Origin of the sequence: Agromyces humatus, assembly GCF_021228295.1 — a bacterium.
GTDB classification, from domain to species: Bacteria; Actinomycetota; Actinomycetes; order Actinomycetales; family Microbacteriaceae; genus Agromyces; species Agromyces humatus.
In genome coordinates this window covers 175,757-193,289 of record NZ_JAJQPD010000001.1, presented here as the reverse complement: position 1 = coordinate 193,289, position 17,533 = coordinate 175,757, and the positions used below count along the sequence as shown (strand labels likewise).

Genomic DNA, 17,533 nt, shown 5'->3' with positions numbered 1-17,533 from the left:
GTGTCCGTTCGCGAATTCGCCGAGCGAGGTGCCGACCTCGAGCTCGTAGGAATCCAGAAGCGCTTCCCCGGATTCACCGCGATCGAAGAGCTCGACCTGACCATCCCCGCCGGATCGTTCTTCGCCCTGCTCGGCCCCTCCGGCTGCGGTAAGACGACGACATTGCGCCTCGTCGCCGGGCTCGAGGAGCCCACGCGCGGACGCATCCTCATCGGCGGCACCGACGTCACCGAGACGAAGGCGCATCAGCGCCCGGTCAACACAGTGTTCCAGAGTTATGCGCTGTTCCCGCACATGTCGATCATCGAGAACGTCGCATTCGGGTTGAGGCGCCGCCGCATCGGCGACGCCGACGCCCGCGCGCACGAGGCGCTGCGGCTCGTCGAGCTCGACCACCTGGCGCAGCGTCGCCCGGCGCAGCTCTCGGGCGGGCAGCAGCAGCGCGTGGCGCTCGCCCGGGCGATCGTCAACCGTCCGGCCTTGCTACTGCTCGACGAGCCACTCGGCGCGCTCGACCTGAAGCTGCGTCGGCAGATGCAGCTCGAGCTCAAGACGATCCAGGAAGAGGTCGGCCTCACGTTCCTCCACGTGACGCACGACCAGGAGGAGGCCATGACCATGGCCGACACCGTCGCCGTCATGAACAAGGGCTCGATCGAGCAGATGGGCGCGCCCGAACAGCTCTACGAGCTCCCGCGCACGGTGTTCGTCGCCAACTTCCTCGGCCAGTCCAACCTGTTCACCGGCAGGGTCGCCGGCACGACCGACACCGCGATCGCGGTCGACGTGCAGGGAACGCGCCTGGTCGTGCCCACCACTCGCGCCGCACGACACCAGGGCGAGGTCACCATCGGGGTGCGGCCCGAGAAGGTCGCGCTCCACCGCGATGCACCGGCGGTGTCGCCGTCGCGCAACGTGCTCGGCCCCGGTCACGTCATCGACGTGTCGTTCTCGGGTGTCAGCACGCAGTACATCGTGTCGATCACCGGCGTCGGCACGGTGACCGTCTTCGCGCAGAACATCGGCATCGGCCCGATCGCGTCCGAGGGCGACGAGGTATGGGTCAGCTGGGATGTCGAGCACGGCTTCGGTCTCGACGACGACCCGGCGGACGCCGGGAAGTTCGCAGCAGACGACGACACGCACGCCATCGCCGTGCAGCGTCGCGAAGCGCTCGTCGCGGAGCTCGAGGAGAGCTGACGATGGCCTTCGCAGCGTTCGCCACGACGGAGGCGCAGCCGCAGGCACCGAAGCGGAAGAGCCGGATCGCGCTCTTCCTCCTCCTGCCCGGCATCCTCTACATGGTGCTCTTCTTCCTGACGCCACTCATCTCGCTCATCCTCACGTCGCTGCAGGCGCCGAACGAGTTCGGTGACATCGGCGTCTACGACTACGCGTTCAACTGGCAGAACTACGTCACCGTGGTGCAGGAGTACTGGCCGCACATCCTGCGTTCGTTCGGCTACGCGCTCGTCGCGACGGTGCTCGCCCTCGCGTTCAGCTACCCCCTCGCGTACTTCATCGGCGTGAAGGCGCGGCGCTGGCCGCTGCTGCAGAGCGTCATGCTCGTCCTCGTGATCGCACCGTTCTTCATCAGCTTCCTGCTGCGCACCCTCGCGTGGAAGCAGTTGCTCTCCGACGAGTCGTTCATCATCACCTCGCTGAAGGCGCTCTCGCTGATGGCACCCGATGCGCACTTCACCGGCACACCGGCCGCCGTCATCTTCGGGTTGACCTACAACTTCATCCCGTTCATGACGCTGCCGCTGTACACGACCCTCGAGCGCCTCGACCTGCGCTACCTCGAGGCGGGCAGCGACCTCTACGCCAACCCGTTCACGGTGTTCCGAAAGGTGACGATCCCGCTCTCGATGCCGGGCATCGTGGCGGGCACGCTGCTGACCTTCATCCCGGCCGCGGGCGACTACGTGAATGCGAGTCGCGACTTCCTCGGCGGGCCCGACACGCAGATGATGGGCAACGTCATCGAGGCGAACTTCCTCGTGCTGCTCAATTACCCGGCGGCCGCGGCGCTGTCGATCATCCTCATGGCCGCGATCCTCGTGCTCGTCGGCATCTACGTGAGGCGTTCCGGAACGGAGGACCTGCTGTGAGCGGCGAAGTCCAGGCAGCCGCCGTGCTCGGCGGGCTCCAAGAGAGCGAGCAACTCGAGGACTCGGGGCATCGCGGCGGGCGCGTGCGACGGCAGCGCATCGGTCTCGGCGACTGGCTGCTGCCCGTCTACACCGTCCTCGCGTTCGTGTTCCTGCTCATCCCGATCGTCTACACGCTCGTGTTCTCGTTCAACGACTCCATCAAGTCGAACATCTCGTGGCGCGGCTTCACGTTCGACAAGTGGCTCAACGTCTGCAACGTCGAGGGCGGCGCGGTGTGCGAGGCCTTCGCCAACAGCATCGTGATCGGCCTCGTCGCGACGGTCATCGCCACGACGCTGGGCACGATGATCGCGATCGCGCTCGTACGCTACCGGTTCCGCGCCAGGTCGTCGATCAGCCTGCTGCTCTTCCTGCCGATGGCCACCCCCGAGGTCGTCCTGGGCGCGGGCCTCGCGGCGCAGTTCCTCGCGGTGGGCGTCCCGAAAGACATGACGACGATCATCCTGGCGCACACGATGTTCTGCATCAGCTTCGTCGTGGTCACGGTCAAGGCTCGCGTCGCGAGCCTCGATCCGGCGCTCGAAGAGGCCGGGCGAGATCTCTACGGTTCACCGTCGCAGGTGTTCTGGCGGGTCACGTTCCCGCTGCTCGTGCCCGGCATCCTGGCGGCGGCACTGCTCTCGTTCGCCCTGAGCTTCGACGACTTCATCATCACCAACTTCAACTCGGGCTCGGTGTCGACGTTCCCGAAGTACATCTACATCTCGGCGTCGCGCGGCATCCCCGCCGAAGCCAACGTGATCGCGTCGGCGGTGTTCCTCTTCGCCCTCGTGCTCGTGATCGTCGCGCAGGTGTCGAGGGCGGCACGCGCGAAGCGCCTCGCCAAGCTCAGCTGACGCGAGTGTGAGCCTCGGCGACCCGAACCGAGGCCGAGTATGGCGGATGCCGCGGGGGAGTCGCCCCCGCGGCATCCGTTCGCTTCGTGAGCGCGTGAGCCGTGGGCACGCGCCATGCGGACCCGTTCAGATGGTGGCGCGTACGCTGCCGACCCGTCGTTCGCCGCCCATGACCCAGAGATCGAGCTCGGTCTGCACGGCGTCGATCGCCTCGTCGTCGACGGCACCCGCTGCGGCGAGCAGTCGCAGCGCGATGATCGTCGACGCGCGCGAGGAACCGTCGAGCACCTTGAGCGCCGTGGTCGTGCCGTTCTTCGCCGTCATGACCATGACGCCTTCGGCCCCGACCTTCGCGAAGACCCCGAGCCGTTCGATCGCGACCGTGTCTGGCTGACCGGGTCCGCCGACCGCCCACGGGTGCTCGCGAACGGCCTCGGTGAGCGCGGCTGCCTCGCGGTAGAGCGCGAACGGCGAGGTCGTCGCCGCCGTCGTGATCTTCTGCACGCCGCGACCGAGCGCCGTGAGGCTGATGGCGTGCACGGGGGCACCGCAGCCGTCGACCGCGGTCGAGGCGGGGCGCTCGCCCGTGAAGCGCTCGACGACGTCGAGGATGCGCTTCTGCAGGGGGTGGTGAGGGTCGAGGTAGTCGTCGAGCGACCAACCGTTCTCGACGCACGCGTTGAGCATCGCGGCGTGCTTGCCCGAACAGTTCATGTAGACCCGGTCACGCGGCCCACCTGAGCGGATCAACTCGTCGCGGGCCACCCGGTCGGTCGGCGCGGCGGGCGGACAGCCGAGAGCGGACACGGGCAGCGCGGCGCGCTCGAGGAGCTTTCTCACGAGTGCGACGTGTGCTGCGGTGCCGGAGTGGCTGGCACTGGCGATCGCGGCGTCTTCGCCTCGCAGCGTGACGCCCGAGGTCATCACGGCGACCGCTTGGAACGGCTTCAGGCAGGAGCGCGGGAAGATCGGCGTCGTCACGTCGCCGAGAGCGCGAAGCACCTCGCCTTCGGGGGAGAGCACGATGGCGGAGCCGGCGTGCCTGGACTCGATGAAACCACTGCGTTCGACCACGGCGAGCTCGACGGAATCTGCGACGGAGAATGTGCCGGTCACGACTCAGCCGAGGGCCGCGAGGCCGTCGTCGAGCACGCGCAGGCCGTCTTCGATGAGTTCGTCGGTGACGGCGAGGCTCGGCAGGAACCGCAGCACGTTGCCATAGGTGCCGGCGCTGAGGAACAGCACGCCGTTCTGTGCGGCGTAGGCGACGAGCGCCCCCACCGCCTCGGCGTTCGGCTCCTTCGTGGTGTCGCCGGTGCCGGGCTGCACGAGTTCGATGGCGATCATCGCGCCCTTGCCGCGGATGTCGCCGATGATGTCGTAGCGCTGCTTGAGCCGCTCGAGGCCCTCGGTGAAGGTCGCCTCGATGCGCCGTGCCTCGGCCAGCAGGTCGTCGTGCTCGATCGACTCGAACACCGCGATCGCCGCGGCGCACGCGACGGGATTGCCGCCGAAGGTGCCGCCGAGGCCGCCGGGCTGCGAGGCATCCATGATCTCGGCCCGGCCGGTGACCGCCGCGAGGGGCAGTCCGCCCGCGATGCCCTTGGCCGAGAGCACCAGGTCGGGCTCCCAGTCGAAGTGCTCGCTCGCGTAGTAGCGGCCGGTGCGGGCCATGCCCGACTGGATCTCATCGGCGATCATGACGACGCCGTTCTCGGTGCACCAGCCCTGCAGCGTCGGCAGGAACCCGTCGGCGGGCACCATGAAGCCGCCCTCGCCCTGGATGGGCTCGACGACCAGGCACGCGAGGTCTGCCGCGCCGATGACCTTCTCGAGGTAGGCGATGGTGCGGGCCGCCGCGTCGGTGCCCGAGAGCCCGTCGCGGTACGGATACGAACTCGGCGCGTGGTAGACGTCGCCGGCGAGGGGGCCGAACCCGCTCGCGTACGGCATCGCCTTGAAGTTCATCGCCATCGTGAGGTTCGTGCGTCCGTGGTACGCGTGGTCGAGCACCGCGACGCCACGGCGACCGGTGAACTTGCGGGCGATCTTCACGCCGTTCTCGACGGCCTCCGCCCCCGAGTTCACGAGCACGCTCTTCTTCGCCCAGCTGCCCGGCGTGTGCTCGGCGAGCAGTTCGGCCACGCGCACGTACTCCTCGTAGGGCGTGATCGTGAAGAGGGTGTGAATGACGTCCTGCAGCTGCCCCGCGGCCGCTTCGACGACACGCGCCTCGGTGTGCCCGACGGTCGTGACGCCGATGCCCGCACCGAAGTCGATGAACTGGTTGCCGTCGACGTCGACGAGGATCGCGCCGTTGGCGCGTTCGATGTAGACGGGAAGGGCCGATGAGACGCCGGCGGAGACGACCTTCGAGCGGCGGTCGTGCAGCTCCTGAGACTTCGGACCGGGGATGGCGGTCACGACCTTGCGCTGCTGCGGCACCGAGTAGACGGGGGCGGCAGCCTTCTGGGCGGAGATCTGGGTGTCAGTCATGGTGTCTCAACCCTATCGCCGCAGGCCGGGCGCACCGCGGCCGCGCATACGGCAGAATCGGATGTCACGGGGCGGCGCGAGAGGCGGAGGATCCGATGCTGGGCGAACATCGGTACGAGGTGGCACTCGAGTGGCAGGGCGACCGCGGCGAGGGCACGAGCGGCTATCGCGCCTACGGCAGGCAGCACGTCGTGCGCGCCGTCGGCAAGCTCCACGAGATCGACGGGTCGAGCGACCGCGTCTTCCACGGCGACCGCGAGCGCTGGAACCCAGAGGAGCTGCTGCTCGCCGCACTCAGCCAGTGCCACATGCTGTCGTACCTGCACGTGGCGACCAACCACGGGGTCGTGGTGCGCGCGTACACCGACGCCCCGACGGGCACGATGCATGAGGACGGCCGTGGCGGGGGCGCGTTCACCGAGGTCACCTTGCGTCCGACCGTGACGGTGGCCGACGCGTCGATGCTCGCGCTCGCCGACGAACTGCATGCCGAGGCGGCGCAGAAGTGCTTCATCGCGGCGTCGGTCGCGTTCCCCGTGCGCCACGAGGCGATGTCGGTCGTCGTCGGCTGATCGTCAGCTCGCCGGCACGGCCGGCAGCGTCGCGCCCGGCGGGCACGGGTGCCCGCCGATGAGTCGGGTGCAGGCCGGCAGGAATCCCGGATAGCGCTCGGTCTCGGGGTCGCCGAACCAACGGTGCCAGAGCCGCCAGAAGTTGAGGTTGCCGAATGCCGAGCACGAATCGCCGGTCTCGGGGGCGGCGATCGTCGCCGGGCTCGGTTGGTACGGCGTGTAGTTGTACAGGTTCGCGGTCGCCTGGTTCCGCACGTCGACCGCGGTGGCTCCGCAGGCCGCATCGGGGTGGTACTGCACCTTCACGGTGCCGATGCGGTACTGCCGCTTCGGCTCTTCGGTGTACTGCCGGAACTGCCACGCCGCGTGGTACACCTGATTGAAGAACCCGAAGTACTTCTGGTCGCAGTCGGCGGTGTCGGGGCACGCGTAGCCGGTGGCGCGCTCGTATCCCGACGCGTTCGGCCGGGTCAGCAGCGACTGCTCCTTCTGCAGCAGCACGAGCAGCGTGCGCGGGCTCACCCCGCACGCGACCGCGACCTTCGCGAGGATGCGGCTCGCGCGTTCGCCAGTCGCGCCTCGGTACTCGGCGCAGTGCTCCCCGCCGACGGCGGGCTGGGTCGACGTGGTCTCGCGGAAATCGGCGAGGCACGGCACGTCGTCGGCCGGGCGGCAGTCGAGCCCGCCGAGGAATGTCTGGATCTCGCGCTCGCTCATCGCCCCGCTGTCGTAGAACGCGTCGTCGCTCACGATGAACCCGGGGTCGAATCCCACTGCGTCGGGGATCTCGAACTCGGGGGTCGGGGTGACCCGGGTGGCTGCACCGCCGTCCCATGGTTCGTTCGGAGTCGTCGGCGAGGTGCAGGCTGCGAGGCCGACGAGTACGAGCACCGCCGCGACGATGCGGGCGGCCGACTTCGTGAAATTCACCGAAGCGACGATACCGGCACACGACCGGCGTCGGCTGGGAGCCTCACCGGCATCTGCTGGGAAATCCGTTCACATCCGCTCGCGCGGGACGACCTTGTCGGCGAGTCGCGCGAGCGCACCGTGGGGCGGCACCTCGTTGTATCGGCCCGACGGCTCCTGCCCGCTGAGCGCCTGGATGGCCGTCATGATCTCGTCGGTGGCGGCGCGTCGGGCCCGGCCCGAGGTCGCGCCGCCGTGGTGTGCGAGGTCGAGCGGTTCGCCGAAGCGCACCGTCACCGGCCTGATGCGTGGGAGCCTGGCACCGACGGGCTGGATCTGCTCGGTGCCGATGAGTCCGACGGGAACGACCGTGGCGCCGGTGGTGAGCGCGAGCCATGCCACACCCGTGCGGCCCCGGTAGAGCCGCCCGTCGAGCGATCGGGTGCCCTCGGGGTAGAGCGCGAACGCGCTGCCCTCGTCGAGGACGCGCTTGCCGGCATCGAGGGCCTCCTGAGCCTGCGAGCCGGCGCCGCGCTCGACGGGCACTGCGCCGATGGCGCCGAAGAAGGTGCGTGAGACCCAGCCCGAGAATCCGGTGCCGGTGAAATAGCTCGACTTCGCGAGGAACTGCACCGGGCGCGGTGAGGCGAGCGGGATCACGATGCTGTCGACGAACGACAGGTGGTTCGAGGCGAGGATCACCGCCCCGTGCTTGGGCACGTGCTCGGCGCCGGTGATGGTCGGCCGGTAGATCAGGCGCACGAGGGGCCTGAGGATGCCACGGACGATGCGGTAGAGGGGCCCTTGCCGAACCGGCGCGGCAGGGACGGCGTCGGCCACGATCTCGCTCACCATCCGACCCTACGAGCACGGGTATGCACCGCACGGCATATCCGGCGGTCGGCCCGGGCCGCGCTGATGGGGGAGGATTGGAGCCATGTCCATGGATGCCACGGCCGACGGCGAGCTCATCGAGCTCGAGGAGTCGGGCGTGCGCGTGCTCGTGGTCGTGCGCGGCCGTCGAGGGCCCGGCACCGACTCGGTGCTGCGGCGGCTCGTCGCCGGGGGCGCGGGCGTGCCGGCCGACGATGTCGAGCTCGTGCACGCGTGCGAGGTGTGCGGCGCGCGGCATGGCCGGCCGGTCGTCGCCTATCCGACGACGCCGTCGGGTGGTGCGTGGTTCGCAGACGCCGCGGTCTCGGGCGATGCGATCGTGGCTGCGGCCGGCACCAGGCGACCTGTGGGGGTCGCCATCGAGTCCGCGGTCGCCGGCGTCGATGACGTCATCGACGAGGCGGCGTTCCATTCGAGCGAGCTCGCGGCGCTCGCCGAGCTCGACCCCGCGCGGCGTCCGCTCGTGCGCGCCGCGCTGTGGGCGCGGAAGTCGGCGCTCCTGCGAGCGGTGGGGCACACGGGGTTCATCGAGCCGTCGACGCTCGCGGTCTCGGTTCCCGGCGACGACGGCGGCGTCGGCCGCGTCGAGCGCAGCGTCCCCGAATTCGGGCCCGGATGGCGCGACATCCGGTTCCACGACGTTCCGGTGCCCGGCAACCGCGCCGGGTCGGTCGCCGTCCTCGGCTGATCGGCGCGTCTCGGCAGTGCCGAATCGCCTCGGCCGATCAGATGACCCGCGCCGGGGCCATCCCGCGGCCGCCCGGTCGCGGCCATACAGTTGAGGCGTGCGCAGCGTCATCATCCTCGGGTCCTCAGGTTCGATCGGCACGCAGGCCCTCGACGTCATCCGGGCGAATCCACGCCGCTTCGACGTCGTCGGCCTCGCCGTCGGATCGAACCGGGCGCTGCTCGCCGAGCAGGCCGCGGAATTCCACGTCGAGCACACCGCCGTCGGCATCGACGAGGCGGTGCAACTCGTCAGAGATGTCGAGGCCGACGTCGTGCTCAACGGCATCACCGGCTCCGTCGGGCTCGCACCGACCCTGGCGACCCTCGAGCGCGGCACCACGCTCGCACTCGCCAACAAGGAGTCGCTCATCGTGGGCGGCGACCTCGTCACCCGCCTCGCGCAACCGGGCCAGATCGTGCCCGTCGACTCTGAGCATTCGGCGATCGCGCAGGCGCTGCGCTCGGGCACCGACGACGAGGTGCGCCGACTCGTGCTCACCGCGTCGGGCGGACCGTTCCGCGGCCGACGGCGTGCAGAACTCGTCGGCGTCACGCCCGCCGAGGCGCTCGCCCACCCCACCTGGGACATGGGGCTCGTCGTCACGACGAACTCGGCGACGCTCGTGAACAAGGGCCTCGAGGTCATCGAGGCGCACCTGCTCTTCGACGTCGACTACGACCGCATCGACGTCGTCGTGCACCCGCAGTCGATCGTGCACTCGATGGTCGAGTTCATCGACGGTTCGACGATCGCGCAGGCCTCGCCGCCCGACATGCGGCTGCCGATCTCGCTCGGGCTCGACTGGCCGAACCGCGTCGCGGCGGTCGGTCGCCCGCTCGACTGGACCACGGCGCAGTCGTGGACCTTCGAACCGCTCGACGCCGAGGCCTTCCCCGCGGTCGCGCTCGCGAAGCAGGTGGGCAGGGCCGGCGGCGAGTATCCCGCGGTGTTCAATGCGGCGAACGAGCAGGCCGTGGCGGCGTTCCATGCGGGCCGCATCGGATTCACGGGAATCGTCGACACCGTGCGCGACGTCGTCGACGCGCACGAGGCATCCGATCGCACGCTCACCGTCGACTCGCTCGCCGACGCCGAGCGGGCGGCCCGGCGCGCCGCCGACGCCCGCATCGCGCGCGCCTGACGCGCTCCCAGCAGACGGCCAGCCCACTCGAAGCCATCGGCAGTACGCTGAACGCCGTGGAATCCGTACTGCTGTTCATCGGGGGCGTCGTCATCGTCGTCATCGGCCTCGCGCTGTCGATCGGGCTGCACGAGATCGGGCACCTGCTGCCCGCGAAGCTCTTCGGCGTCAAGGTCACGCAGTACATGATCGGCTTCGGGCCCACGATCTGGTCCAAGCGCAAGGGTGAGACCGAGTACGGCGTCAAGGCGATCCCGCTCGGCGGCTACATCTCGATGATCGGCATGTTCCCGCCGGCGAAGGGCGCCAAGGTGCACGCCGATTCCACGGGATTCCTCCGCGGTCTCGTGCAGGACGCACGCGACTCCAGCATGGAGTCGATCACGCCGGGCGACGAGAGCAGGGCGTTCTACACGCTGCCGGTCTGGAAGCGCCTCATCATCATGTTCGGCGGCCCGTTCATGAACCTGCTGCTCGCGGTCGTGCTGTTCGCGGTGCTGCTCATGGGCTTCGGCGTCACCCAGGCGTCGACGACGGTCGGCACCGTCTCGGCGTGCGCGCTTCCGGCGACGAGCGAGCGGCAGACGTGCGAACCGGGTGATCCTGCTGCGCCCGGCGCCGCGGCCGGCATCGAACCCGGTGACCGCATCGTCTCGGTCGCGGGCGAGCCCATCGCGACGTGGGGCGAGTCGACCGCGATCATCCGCGACCACCCCGACGAGGCGGTCGAGCTCGTCGTCGTCCGCGACGGCGACGAGGTCGCATTGACGGTCACGCCCATGCTCAGCGAGCGGTACGCCATCGACGCCAACGGTCAGGTGGTGACCGATGCCTCGGGCGAGCCGGTCGTCGTGCAGGCGGGGTTCATCGGCGTGGGCGCCGCGACCGAGACGGTGCAGCAGCCGGCGACGGCGGTGCTGCCTGCGGTCGGCGACAACGTGGCACGGGTCGCCGGCATCATCGTGAACCTGCCGCAGCGCCTCGTCGACGTCGCCAACGCGGCGTTCGGCCCCGGCGAGCGCGACCCGAACGGCCCGATCTCGGTCGTGGGCGTGGGCCGGGTCGCCGGCGAGATCGCGAGCCTCGACGAGATTCCGATCGCCTCCAAGGCCGCCGGGCTGATCGGCCTGCTCGCATCGCTGAACATCGCGCTCTTCGTCTTCAACATGATCCCGCTGCTGCCGCTCGACGGCGGCCACATCGCCGGCGCGCTGTGGGAGGCGATCCGCCGCGGGTTCGCGAAGCTCTTCAAGCGGCCCGATCCGGGGCCGGTCGACCTCGCGAAGCTCATGCCGGTGACGCTCGCCGTCGTCGTGGTGTTCGGCGCGATGAGCGCGCTGCTCATCTACGCCGACATCGTGAAGCCGGTGTCGCTGTTCTGATGCAGGGTGCGCGGCGCCGCCCGTACACCCGGGGGAGTAGGGCGTGAGCCTTCGCCGGGCAGATCCGCGCGCGCGCCCGGGGCATTACGATCGAGGAATGCCCGCGCCCTCGTGGAGCGGTCCCTCCGATCGGGCGATGCCCGGGCCTCCGTGGGGTCCGCCTCCCGACCGATACCGACGGCCACCGGCAGCGTTCGTGCTGCTCGCGCCCGTCGTCATCAGCCTGCTCGTGCAGGTACCCGCGGCGATCGGCATCGCCGTCTGGACCCATGTCGGCTGGGCGGCGGGTCTCGGTCAGGTCGCACTGGCCATTGCCGGACCGCTCGCGCTGCTCGCGTCGCGCCGGTTCCCCGGGCCGACGGTCGCCGTGGTCGCGGCGCTCGCTCTCGCCGACCTGCTCGTCACGCCCGACGCCGGACCCCCGTACCTCGCGTTCGCGTTCGCGATCGTGCTCGCGGTCGCTCGCGGGGCGGTCGTCTGGGCGGCGGTGTCGACGGTCGTCGCATGGGTCGCCGCGATCTGGCTCGGCGCGGTGCTGGGGCTGTCGTGGCATCCGTTCCGCATCGCCGCGACCACCCTCGCGCTCGCGGCATGCTTCGGCATCGGCTGGTTCGTGCGCGTGCGGCGCACCCGTGCCGCCGCGTACCGCGAACAGGCCCTGCGCCGTCGCAGGTCGGCCGAAGCGCGCGAACGCGTGCGCATCGCCCGCGAACTGCACGACGTCATCGGCCACGCGCTCTCGCAGATCAACGTGCAGGCGAGCGTTGGGCTGCATCTCATGGACCGCGATCCCGAGCAGGCGCGCACGGCCCTCAGCAGCATCAAGGAGACGTCGAAGACGGCGCTCGACGAGGTGCGCAGCGTGCTCGGTGTCATCCGCGACGGCGATGCCCCACTCGCCCCTCAGGCCGAGATCGCCGAACTGCCGCGCCTGCTGCGGGGTGTGGGCTCGCCCGACTTCTCGGCCGAACTCATCGACCGGCTCGACGCCGTGCCCGGTCGCGCCGCGCAGTTCGCGGCGTACCGCATCGTGCAGGAGGCGCTGACGAACGTGGTGCGTCACTCCGGGGCGACGCGTGCGGTGGTCGAGCTCGAACACGTCGGCGACGAACTGGTGGTCACGATCGACGACGACGGGTCGGGATTCGGGGAGCGTGCCGATACCGACGCCGTCGATGCGGTCGACGAGGAGCACACCGGTACCGGCATCCTCGGTATGCGCGAACGCGCGACCCTGCTCGGCGGAACCGTCGATCTCGAGACATCCGATCTCGGCGGCGTCAGGGTCGTCGCGCACCTGCCATGGCGGGCCACCGCATGATTCGCGTCGCGCTGGCCGACGACCAGGTGCTCGTTCGCGCAGGTTTCCGCGCGCTGCTCGAGGCCGAATCCGACCTCCACGTCGTCGGCGAGGCGTCGACCGGCGAAGAGCTCCTCGAGCTCGTGCGTCGCGAACCCGTCGACGTCGTACTCATGGACATCCGCATGCCGGGCACCGACGGGCTCTGGGCGACCGAGCAGATCGCCGCCGACCCGGCACTCGGGGGAGTGCACGTCGTCATCGTCACGACGTTCGAGCTCGACGAGTACGTCGCCAGGGCGGTGCGTGCGGGTGCGAGCGGCTTCCTCGTGAAGGACACCGAGCCCGTCGACCTGCTGCGCGCGGTGCGGGTCGTCGCGAGCGGCGAGGCGCTGCTCTCGCCGGGGGTCACGAAGCGCCTGCTCGAGCGCATGGCGGTGGGCCTGCGCGACGCACCCGACGAGCAGCGTCTCGCGGCGCTCACCGAGCGCGAGCGCGAGGTATTGCGCCTCGTCGGGCAGGGCCTCACGAACGACGAGATCGCCGGGCGGCTCGTGCTCTCGCCCCTCACGTCGAAGACGCACGTCTCGCGCATCATGTCGAAGCTGCACGCGCGCGACCGGGTGCACCTCGTGGTGGTCGCCTACGAGTCGGGCCTCGTCGCGCCCGGCTGGCAGTAGCCGCAGTAGACGGCAGTCGCCCGCCGGGGTCGTCATGCTCCCCGGGGAGCAGCGCAGGTGCCTCCGCCGGGCGGATTCGCCGCCGCCCGCTCATCGCGAGACTCGTCTCGACGGCCTGAACCGCAGGCCGCACGAACACGGGAGAATCTCATGCTCACCACCCTCGCCGCCACCTCGGTGGCCGCCCACGCCAGCCCATGGGGGGCCGGGTTCGGATGGGCATTCATCCTCATCCCGATCTTCTGGTTCCTGGTCATCGGGCTCATCGTCTTCCTGATCGTCCGCAACCGGCGTCGATACTGGGCGCACGGCGGTCCCGACGGTTCGTACGGCCCGCCCTGGATGCGGGCCGGCGCGAGCGCCGAGTCGACGCTCGCCGAGCGGTTCGCGAAGGGCGACATCGACGAGACCGAGTACCGCGCGCGCCTCGAGGTGCTGCGCGCGAACCGGCCGAACGCCTAGCGTTCGCAGGCGACGAGGGGGCGGATGCCGCGGCATCCGCCCCCTCGTTCATGCCGGCGGGCGCGGCGGGAGCGCCCGCTCGAGCGCGGCCGCCTGGTGGCGGTGCCCGACGGTCTCGTAGCCGACGATGACCACGACCGGTGAGAGCGCGGTGAGCACGATGCCCGTGCCCATGCTCGCGCCGGCGGCGACCGCCCACACCGCGATCACGAGGATGATGATGCTGCCGATGAAGAGCCAGATGTGGAACGGGTCGAACTGCCGCAACAGCAACGAGTACAGGGTGAACAGCGCCACCGAGAAGACCGCCACGGGAACGACGACCGTGAGCAGCGCCTCGACGGTGCCGATGTGCGCGACACCCCCGATCTCGTACGCAGCGACGTGCAGGCCGGCGCCCGTCGCGGCGAGCGATCCGAAGATGAAGAAGTGGCCGTAACCCCAGGTGAATCCGCGTTCGCGGAAGCTCGTCAGTATCTTGGCCGATGGCATCGTGAAGTACACCCACCACATGGCGAATGCGAGCAGCGTGCCGCCGAACGCCACGAGGGCCGCCTCGACCGACCAGCCCTGTTCCTCGACCACGGCCGAGATCGCGAGGATCGTGCCGAGCACGACCTCGCCGAGGGTGATGATGACGAGCAGCCCATAGCGCTCGGCGATGTGGTGGGCGTGCCACGGGGTGCCGCCGACCCGGCGCTCGATCACGTAGGGGCAGACCAGTTCGAGCGTGCCGAGCACCGCGAAGATGCCGAGCATCACCGGCAGCGACGGGTTGATGAAGATGGAGATCACCCAGCCCACCTGGATGATCCCGACGACGGTCGCGTAGGTCAGCGCCGACCGCCGGTGCGCGGGGTCGTCGCGGGCGATGCGCAGCCAGAGCGCGATGGTCGCCACGCGCATGATCACGTAGCCGGCGACCATCACGCCGTTGTCGAGGTGCTCGCCCTCGTCGATCGAATGGAACGCCGGGGGCAGCCCGAGGGCGAGCACGAGCACGCCGAGCATCTGCACCATGGTGGCGATGCGGAAGAACGCGTCGTCGGTGTCGTAGGCCGACGCGAGCCACGAGTAGTTGATCCAGGCCAGGCAGATCGCGAACACCGCGATCGAGAAGCCGAGGAACGCGGGGCCCCAGTGCCCGAGTTCGAGCAGGTGAGCTGCCTGTGCGCCCGCCTGGCTGAACGCGACGACGAACGTGAGGTCGAAGAGCAGCTCGAGCGGGGTCGCGCCGCGGTGCGGTTCGTTCGGGTCACGACCGACCATGCGCCGCAGGCGGTGGTCGAGTGGGGGATGCGCGGTCGGCGTGCTCATGGCACACATCGTCGCACGCGCGGGCGCCGGTCGAGTAGCGCGAAGGCGCGTATCGAGACCGGTGACCGGGTCTCGACACGGCGCTTCGCGCCTGCTCGACCGACGAGGGCCGCGATCAGCGCGAGAGCAGCAGTGCCTCGCCCTGGCCGCCGCCGCCGCACAGCGCGACCGCGGCGTTGCCGCTGCCCCGACGCGAGAGCTCGAGCGCCGCGTGCAGTGCGAGGCGCGCGCCCGAGGCTCCGATCGGGTGGCCGACCGCGATGGCGCCGCCGTGCATGTTGACGATGTCGCTCGAGAGGTCGAGGTCGCGGGTGGACTGCAGCGAGACCGCGGCGAAGGCCTCGTTGATCTCGACGACGTCGAGGTCGGATGCCGCGACACCGCCCTTCTCGAGGGCCGCGGCGATGGCGTTCGACGGCTGGGAGTGCAGCGAGTTGTCGGGACCGGCGACCTGGCCGGCGGCGCCGACGAGGGCGAGCCACGGCAGGCCCTTCGACTCGGCCCACTCGCGGCTCGCGACCACCACGGCGGCGGCGCCGTCGGAGAGCGGCGACGAGTTGCCCGCGGTGATCGAGCCGTCGGCGGTGAATGCCGGGCGCAGCTTCGCGAGCACCTCGACGGTGGAGTCGGGCCGAACGCCCTGGTCGGCGTCGACGACGACCGGATCGCCCTTGCGCTGCGGGATCTCGACGGGCACGATCTCGTCGGCGAAGACCCCGGCGGCCTGTGCGGCGCCGGCGCGCACGTGCGAGGCGGAGGCGATCTCGTCCTGTTCAGGACGCTCGATGCCGTAGCGGGCATTGAAGCGCTCGGTCGAGGCGCCCATCGAGTCGTGGTCGAACGCGTCGGTGAGCCCGTCGGCGGCGGCGTGATCGAGCATCTCGACCGAGCCGTAGACGTGACCTGCCCGCGAACCGGGCAGCAGGTGGGGAGCGTTGGTCATCGACTCCTGGCCGCCAGCGACGACGACGGATGCCTCGCCGAGGCGGATGAGGCGTGCGGCGTCGGTGATGGCGACGAGGCCCGAGAGGCACACCTTGTTGAGGGTCGTCGCCGGGACGCGCCACGGGATGCCGGCCGCCACGGCCGACTGCTTGGCGGGGTTCTGGCCGGCCCCTGCCTGCAGCACCTGGCCCATGATGACGGCATCGACGTCGTCGGGGGAGACCCCGGCCTTCTCGAGTGCGCCGCGGATCGCGACGGTGCCGAGCTGGACCGCCGTCTGATTCGCGAGGTTGCCGTTGATGCGGGCGAACGGGGTGCGTGCCCCAGCGATGATGACGACGTCGGGGATGCTCATGTCTTCGGAACTCCTTCGTTCGGGTTGCGAGCTGCTCGCGTTCAACTCTATGGTACGTTCATGACACCTGAACCACCTGTCAGGTTCTGCATCACACGTCCAGCCATTCACTGTTGAGAGGCAATCCAATGCGGGTTACGAAGAAGTACCTCGCGACGGCCGTCATCGCCGCCGCGACCATTGCACTGGTCGGGTGCGCTCCGACCACCTCGGGCGGCGACGCCGAGTCGACCGACGCCGGTGCGCCGGTGTCGGTCTCGATGATCACGAGCCAGACCGGGCCGCTCGCGGCCTACGGCGAGGCCTACACCAAGGGCTTCGAGGCGGGCCTCGACTACGCCACCGACGGCACCGGCACGGTCGACGGCCGCGAGCTCGACATCGAGTGGCTCGACGACCAGGGCAACCCCGACACGGCAGTCTCGCTCGCGAAGGACGTCATCGGCCAGGGCACGCAGATCATCGCGGGCACGGTCGTGTCGGGCATCGCCACGGCCCTCGCCGAGCAGGCCGCCCAGAACAAGATCCTCTACATCTCGGGCCCCGCCGCCACCGACGCCATCACGGGCGTCAACGAGTACACCTTCCGGTCGGGCCGCCAGACGTTCCAGGACGTCGCCACCGCCGGTACGTTCATCGGCGACCCCGAGGGCAAGAAGGTCGTCGTCTTCGCTCAGGACACCGCGTTCGGCCAGGGCAACCTCGCCGGCGTGCAGGCCGTGCTCGGCGGTCAGGGCGCCACGGTCGAGGGCGTGCTCGTCGCCGAGGACGCCACCGAGTTCACCCCGTTCGCGCAGCAGTTGCTCGCAGCCTCGCCCGACCTCGTGTTCGTCGCATGGGCCGGCGCCTCGTCGGGTGCGATGTGGACGGCACTGTCGCAGCAGGGCGTGTTCGACGCCGTCCCGGTCGTGACCGGCCTCGGCGACGTCGCGACCTACGGCGCCTACGGCGACGCATCCGCCGACATCTCGTTCCTCAACCACTACTTCGGCGGCGCCTCGGGCACCGACGCCGAGACCGCGATGATCGAGCACCTCGAGGCTGAGGGCGCGGTCGCCGACCTCTTCTCGCCCGACGGCTTCGTGGCCGCGCAGATGATCGTGCAGGCGGTGCGCGAAGGCGGCGACACCGTCGACGGCATGATCGGTGCGCTCGAGGGCTACACGTTCGACTCGGTCAAGGGCGAGATCACGGTGCGCGAGGGCGACCACGCGGTCATCCAGCCGATGTACCAGGCGAAGCTCGTCCAAGACGGCGCCGACTGGGTGCCCGAACTCATCGACACGATCGCTGCCGACCAGGTCGCCCCTCCGGCCGCCGGCTGATCCCCTGCCGTG

Annotated in this window: 17 protein-coding genes; 11 read left to right on the top strand and 6 right to left on the bottom strand. The window is 70.1% G+C overall.

Annotated features, from left to right (window positions below; translation table 11 throughout):
* The 3 genes from LSF15_RS00935 (at position 1) to LSF15_RS00925 (ending at position 3,013) form a co-directional block, all read left to right on the top strand.
* Positions 1–1,200: an ABC transporter ATP-binding protein gene (locus tag LSF15_RS00935; protein WP_232496958.1), complete on the top strand. Its 1,200-nt coding sequence runs from the start codon at positions 1–3 to the stop codon at positions 1,198–1,200.
* A gap of 2 nt (positions 1,201–1,202) precedes the next feature.
* Positions 1,203–2,114, top strand: coding sequence for an ABC transporter permease (locus LSF15_RS00930; protein ID WP_232496650.1), 912 nt, complete (start codon positions 1,203–1,205; stop codon positions 2,112–2,114).
* 98 nt (positions 2,115–2,212) lie between these two features.
* Positions 2,213–3,013, top strand: a complete 801-nt coding sequence (locus LSF15_RS00925; RefSeq protein ID WP_232496957.1) for an ABC transporter permease — start codon at positions 2,213–2,215, stop codon at positions 3,011–3,013.
* Between the two features lie 126 nt (positions 3,014–3,139).
* On the opposite strand, the gene LSF15_RS00920 is transcribed toward LSF15_RS00925, so the two are convergent.
* Both LSF15_RS00920 and gabT read right to left on the bottom strand, forming a co-directional pair.
* Positions 3,140–4,129: an asparaginase gene (locus LSF15_RS00920; protein WP_232496649.1), complete on the bottom strand. Its 990-nt coding sequence runs from the start codon at positions 4,127–4,129 to the stop codon at positions 3,140–3,142.
* Positions 4,130–4,132: 3 nt separating this feature from the next.
* On the bottom strand, positions 4,133–5,509 hold the full coding sequence (gene gabT, locus LSF15_RS00915) for a 4-aminobutyrate--2-oxoglutarate transaminase (protein WP_232496648.1): 1,377 nt from the start codon (positions 5,507–5,509) through the stop codon (positions 4,133–4,135).
* A 95-nt stretch (positions 5,510–5,604) separates the two neighbouring features.
* Between gabT and LSF15_RS00910 the strand changes: the two genes are divergently transcribed.
* The gene (locus LSF15_RS00910; RefSeq protein ID WP_232496647.1) at positions 5,605–6,081 is read left to right on the top strand and encodes an OsmC family protein; all 477 of its coding nucleotides are present in this window, start codon (positions 5,605–5,607) and stop codon (positions 6,079–6,081) included.
* 3 nt (positions 6,082–6,084) lie between these two features.
* On the opposite strand, the gene LSF15_RS00905 is transcribed toward LSF15_RS00910, so the two are convergent.
* A complete protein-coding gene (locus tag LSF15_RS00905; protein ID WP_232496646.1) occupies positions 6,085–7,011 on the bottom strand; it encodes a hypothetical protein in 927 nt (308 codons plus the stop codon).
* 69 nt (positions 7,012–7,080) lie between these two features.
* Positions 7,081–7,845 (bottom strand): lysophospholipid acyltransferase family protein, encoded by a 765-nt coding sequence (locus tag LSF15_RS00900; protein ID WP_232496645.1) that lies wholly within the window; start codon positions 7,843–7,845, stop codon positions 7,081–7,083.
* Between the two features lie 82 nt (positions 7,846–7,927).
* Between LSF15_RS00900 and LSF15_RS00895 the strand changes: the two genes are divergently transcribed.
* From LSF15_RS00895 to LSF15_RS00870, 6 genes are all read left to right on the top strand, one after another.
* Positions 7,928–8,572: a 4'-phosphopantetheinyl transferase family protein gene (locus LSF15_RS00895; protein ID WP_232496644.1), complete on the top strand. Its 645-nt coding sequence runs from the start codon at positions 7,928–7,930 to the stop codon at positions 8,570–8,572.
* A gap of 97 nt (positions 8,573–8,669) precedes the next feature.
* The gene (gene dxr, locus LSF15_RS00890) at positions 8,670–9,755 is read left to right on the top strand and encodes a 1-deoxy-D-xylulose-5-phosphate reductoisomerase (RefSeq protein WP_232496643.1); all 1,086 of its coding nucleotides are present in this window, start codon (positions 8,670–8,672) and stop codon (positions 9,753–9,755) included.
* A 56-nt stretch (positions 9,756–9,811) separates the two neighbouring features.
* Positions 9,812–11,137: a M50 family metallopeptidase gene (locus LSF15_RS00885; protein WP_232496642.1), complete on the top strand. Its 1,326-nt coding sequence runs from the start codon at positions 9,812–9,814 to the stop codon at positions 11,135–11,137.
* 97 nt (positions 11,138–11,234) lie between these two features.
* A complete protein-coding gene (locus LSF15_RS00880) occupies positions 11,235–12,458 on the top strand; it encodes a sensor histidine kinase (RefSeq protein WP_232496641.1) in 1,224 nt (407 codons plus the stop codon).
* On the top strand, positions 12,455–13,117 hold the full coding sequence (locus tag LSF15_RS00875; protein ID WP_232496640.1) for a response regulator: 663 nt from the start codon (positions 12,455–12,457) through the stop codon (positions 13,115–13,117). The genes LSF15_RS00880 and LSF15_RS00875 overlap by 4 nt, the downstream gene beginning before the upstream one ends.
* A gap of 150 nt (positions 13,118–13,267) precedes the next feature.
* Complete coding sequence (locus tag LSF15_RS00870) at positions 13,268–13,579, top strand: SHOCT domain-containing protein (RefSeq protein ID WP_232496639.1); 312 nt, start codon at positions 13,268–13,270, stop codon at positions 13,577–13,579.
* Between the two features lie 48 nt (positions 13,580–13,627).
* Here LSF15_RS00870 and LSF15_RS00865 read toward each other — a convergent pair whose 3' ends face one another.
* The gene (locus tag LSF15_RS00865) at positions 13,628–14,896 is read right to left on the bottom strand and encodes a low temperature requirement protein A (RefSeq protein ID WP_232496638.1); all 1,269 of its coding nucleotides are present in this window, start codon (positions 14,894–14,896) and stop codon (positions 13,628–13,630) included.
* A 115-nt stretch (positions 14,897–15,011) separates the two neighbouring features.
* A complete protein-coding gene (locus LSF15_RS00860; protein ID WP_232496637.1) occupies positions 15,012–16,196 on the bottom strand; it encodes an acetyl-CoA C-acetyltransferase in 1,185 nt (394 codons plus the stop codon).
* Between the two features lie 128 nt (positions 16,197–16,324).
* Between LSF15_RS00860 and LSF15_RS00855 the strand changes: the two genes are divergently transcribed.
* Entirely contained in the window at positions 16,325–17,521 is a 1,197-nt protein-coding gene (locus LSF15_RS00855) for a substrate-binding domain-containing protein (protein WP_232496636.1), read from the top strand.
* Positions 17,522–17,533 lie beyond the last annotated feature (12 nt).

What these genes read in the sequence shown, in the direction of transcription:
- LSF15_RS00930 (WP_232496650.1), top strand. Translation starts at nt 1,203, where the DNA reads ATGGCCTTCGCAGCGTTCGCCACGACGGAGGCGCAGCCGCAGGCACCG.
- gabT (WP_232496648.1), bottom strand. Translation starts at nt 5,509, where the DNA reads ATGACTGACACCCAGATCTCCGCCCAGAAGGCTGCCGCCCCCGTCTAC.
- LSF15_RS00910 (WP_232496647.1), top strand. Translation starts at nt 5,605, where the DNA reads ATGCTGGGCGAACATCGGTACGAGGTGGCACTCGAGTGGCAGGGCGAC.
- LSF15_RS00900 (WP_232496645.1), bottom strand. Translation starts at nt 7,845, where the DNA reads ATGGTGAGCGAGATCGTGGCCGACGCCGTCCCTGCCGCGCCGGTTCGG.
- LSF15_RS00895 (WP_232496644.1), top strand. Translation starts at nt 7,928, where the DNA reads ATGTCCATGGATGCCACGGCCGACGGCGAGCTCATCGAGCTCGAGGAG.
- LSF15_RS00880 (WP_232496641.1), top strand. Translation starts at nt 11,235, where the DNA reads ATGCCCGCGCCCTCGTGGAGCGGTCCCTCCGATCGGGCGATGCCCGGG.
- LSF15_RS00875 (WP_232496640.1), top strand. Translation starts at nt 12,455, where the DNA reads ATGATTCGCGTCGCGCTGGCCGACGACCAGGTGCTCGTTCGCGCAGGT.
- LSF15_RS00870 (WP_232496639.1), top strand. Translation starts at nt 13,268, where the DNA reads ATGCTCACCACCCTCGCCGCCACCTCGGTGGCCGCCCACGCCAGCCCA.
- LSF15_RS00865 (WP_232496638.1), bottom strand. Translation starts at nt 14,896, where the DNA reads ATGAGCACGCCGACCGCGCATCCCCCACTCGACCACCGCCTGCGGCGC.
- LSF15_RS00860 (WP_232496637.1), bottom strand. Translation starts at nt 16,196, where the DNA reads ATGAGCATCCCCGACGTCGTCATCATCGCTGGGGCACGCACCCCGTTC.
- LSF15_RS00855 (WP_232496636.1), top strand. Translation starts at nt 16,325, where the DNA reads ATGCGGGTTACGAAGAAGTACCTCGCGACGGCCGTCATCGCCGCCGCG.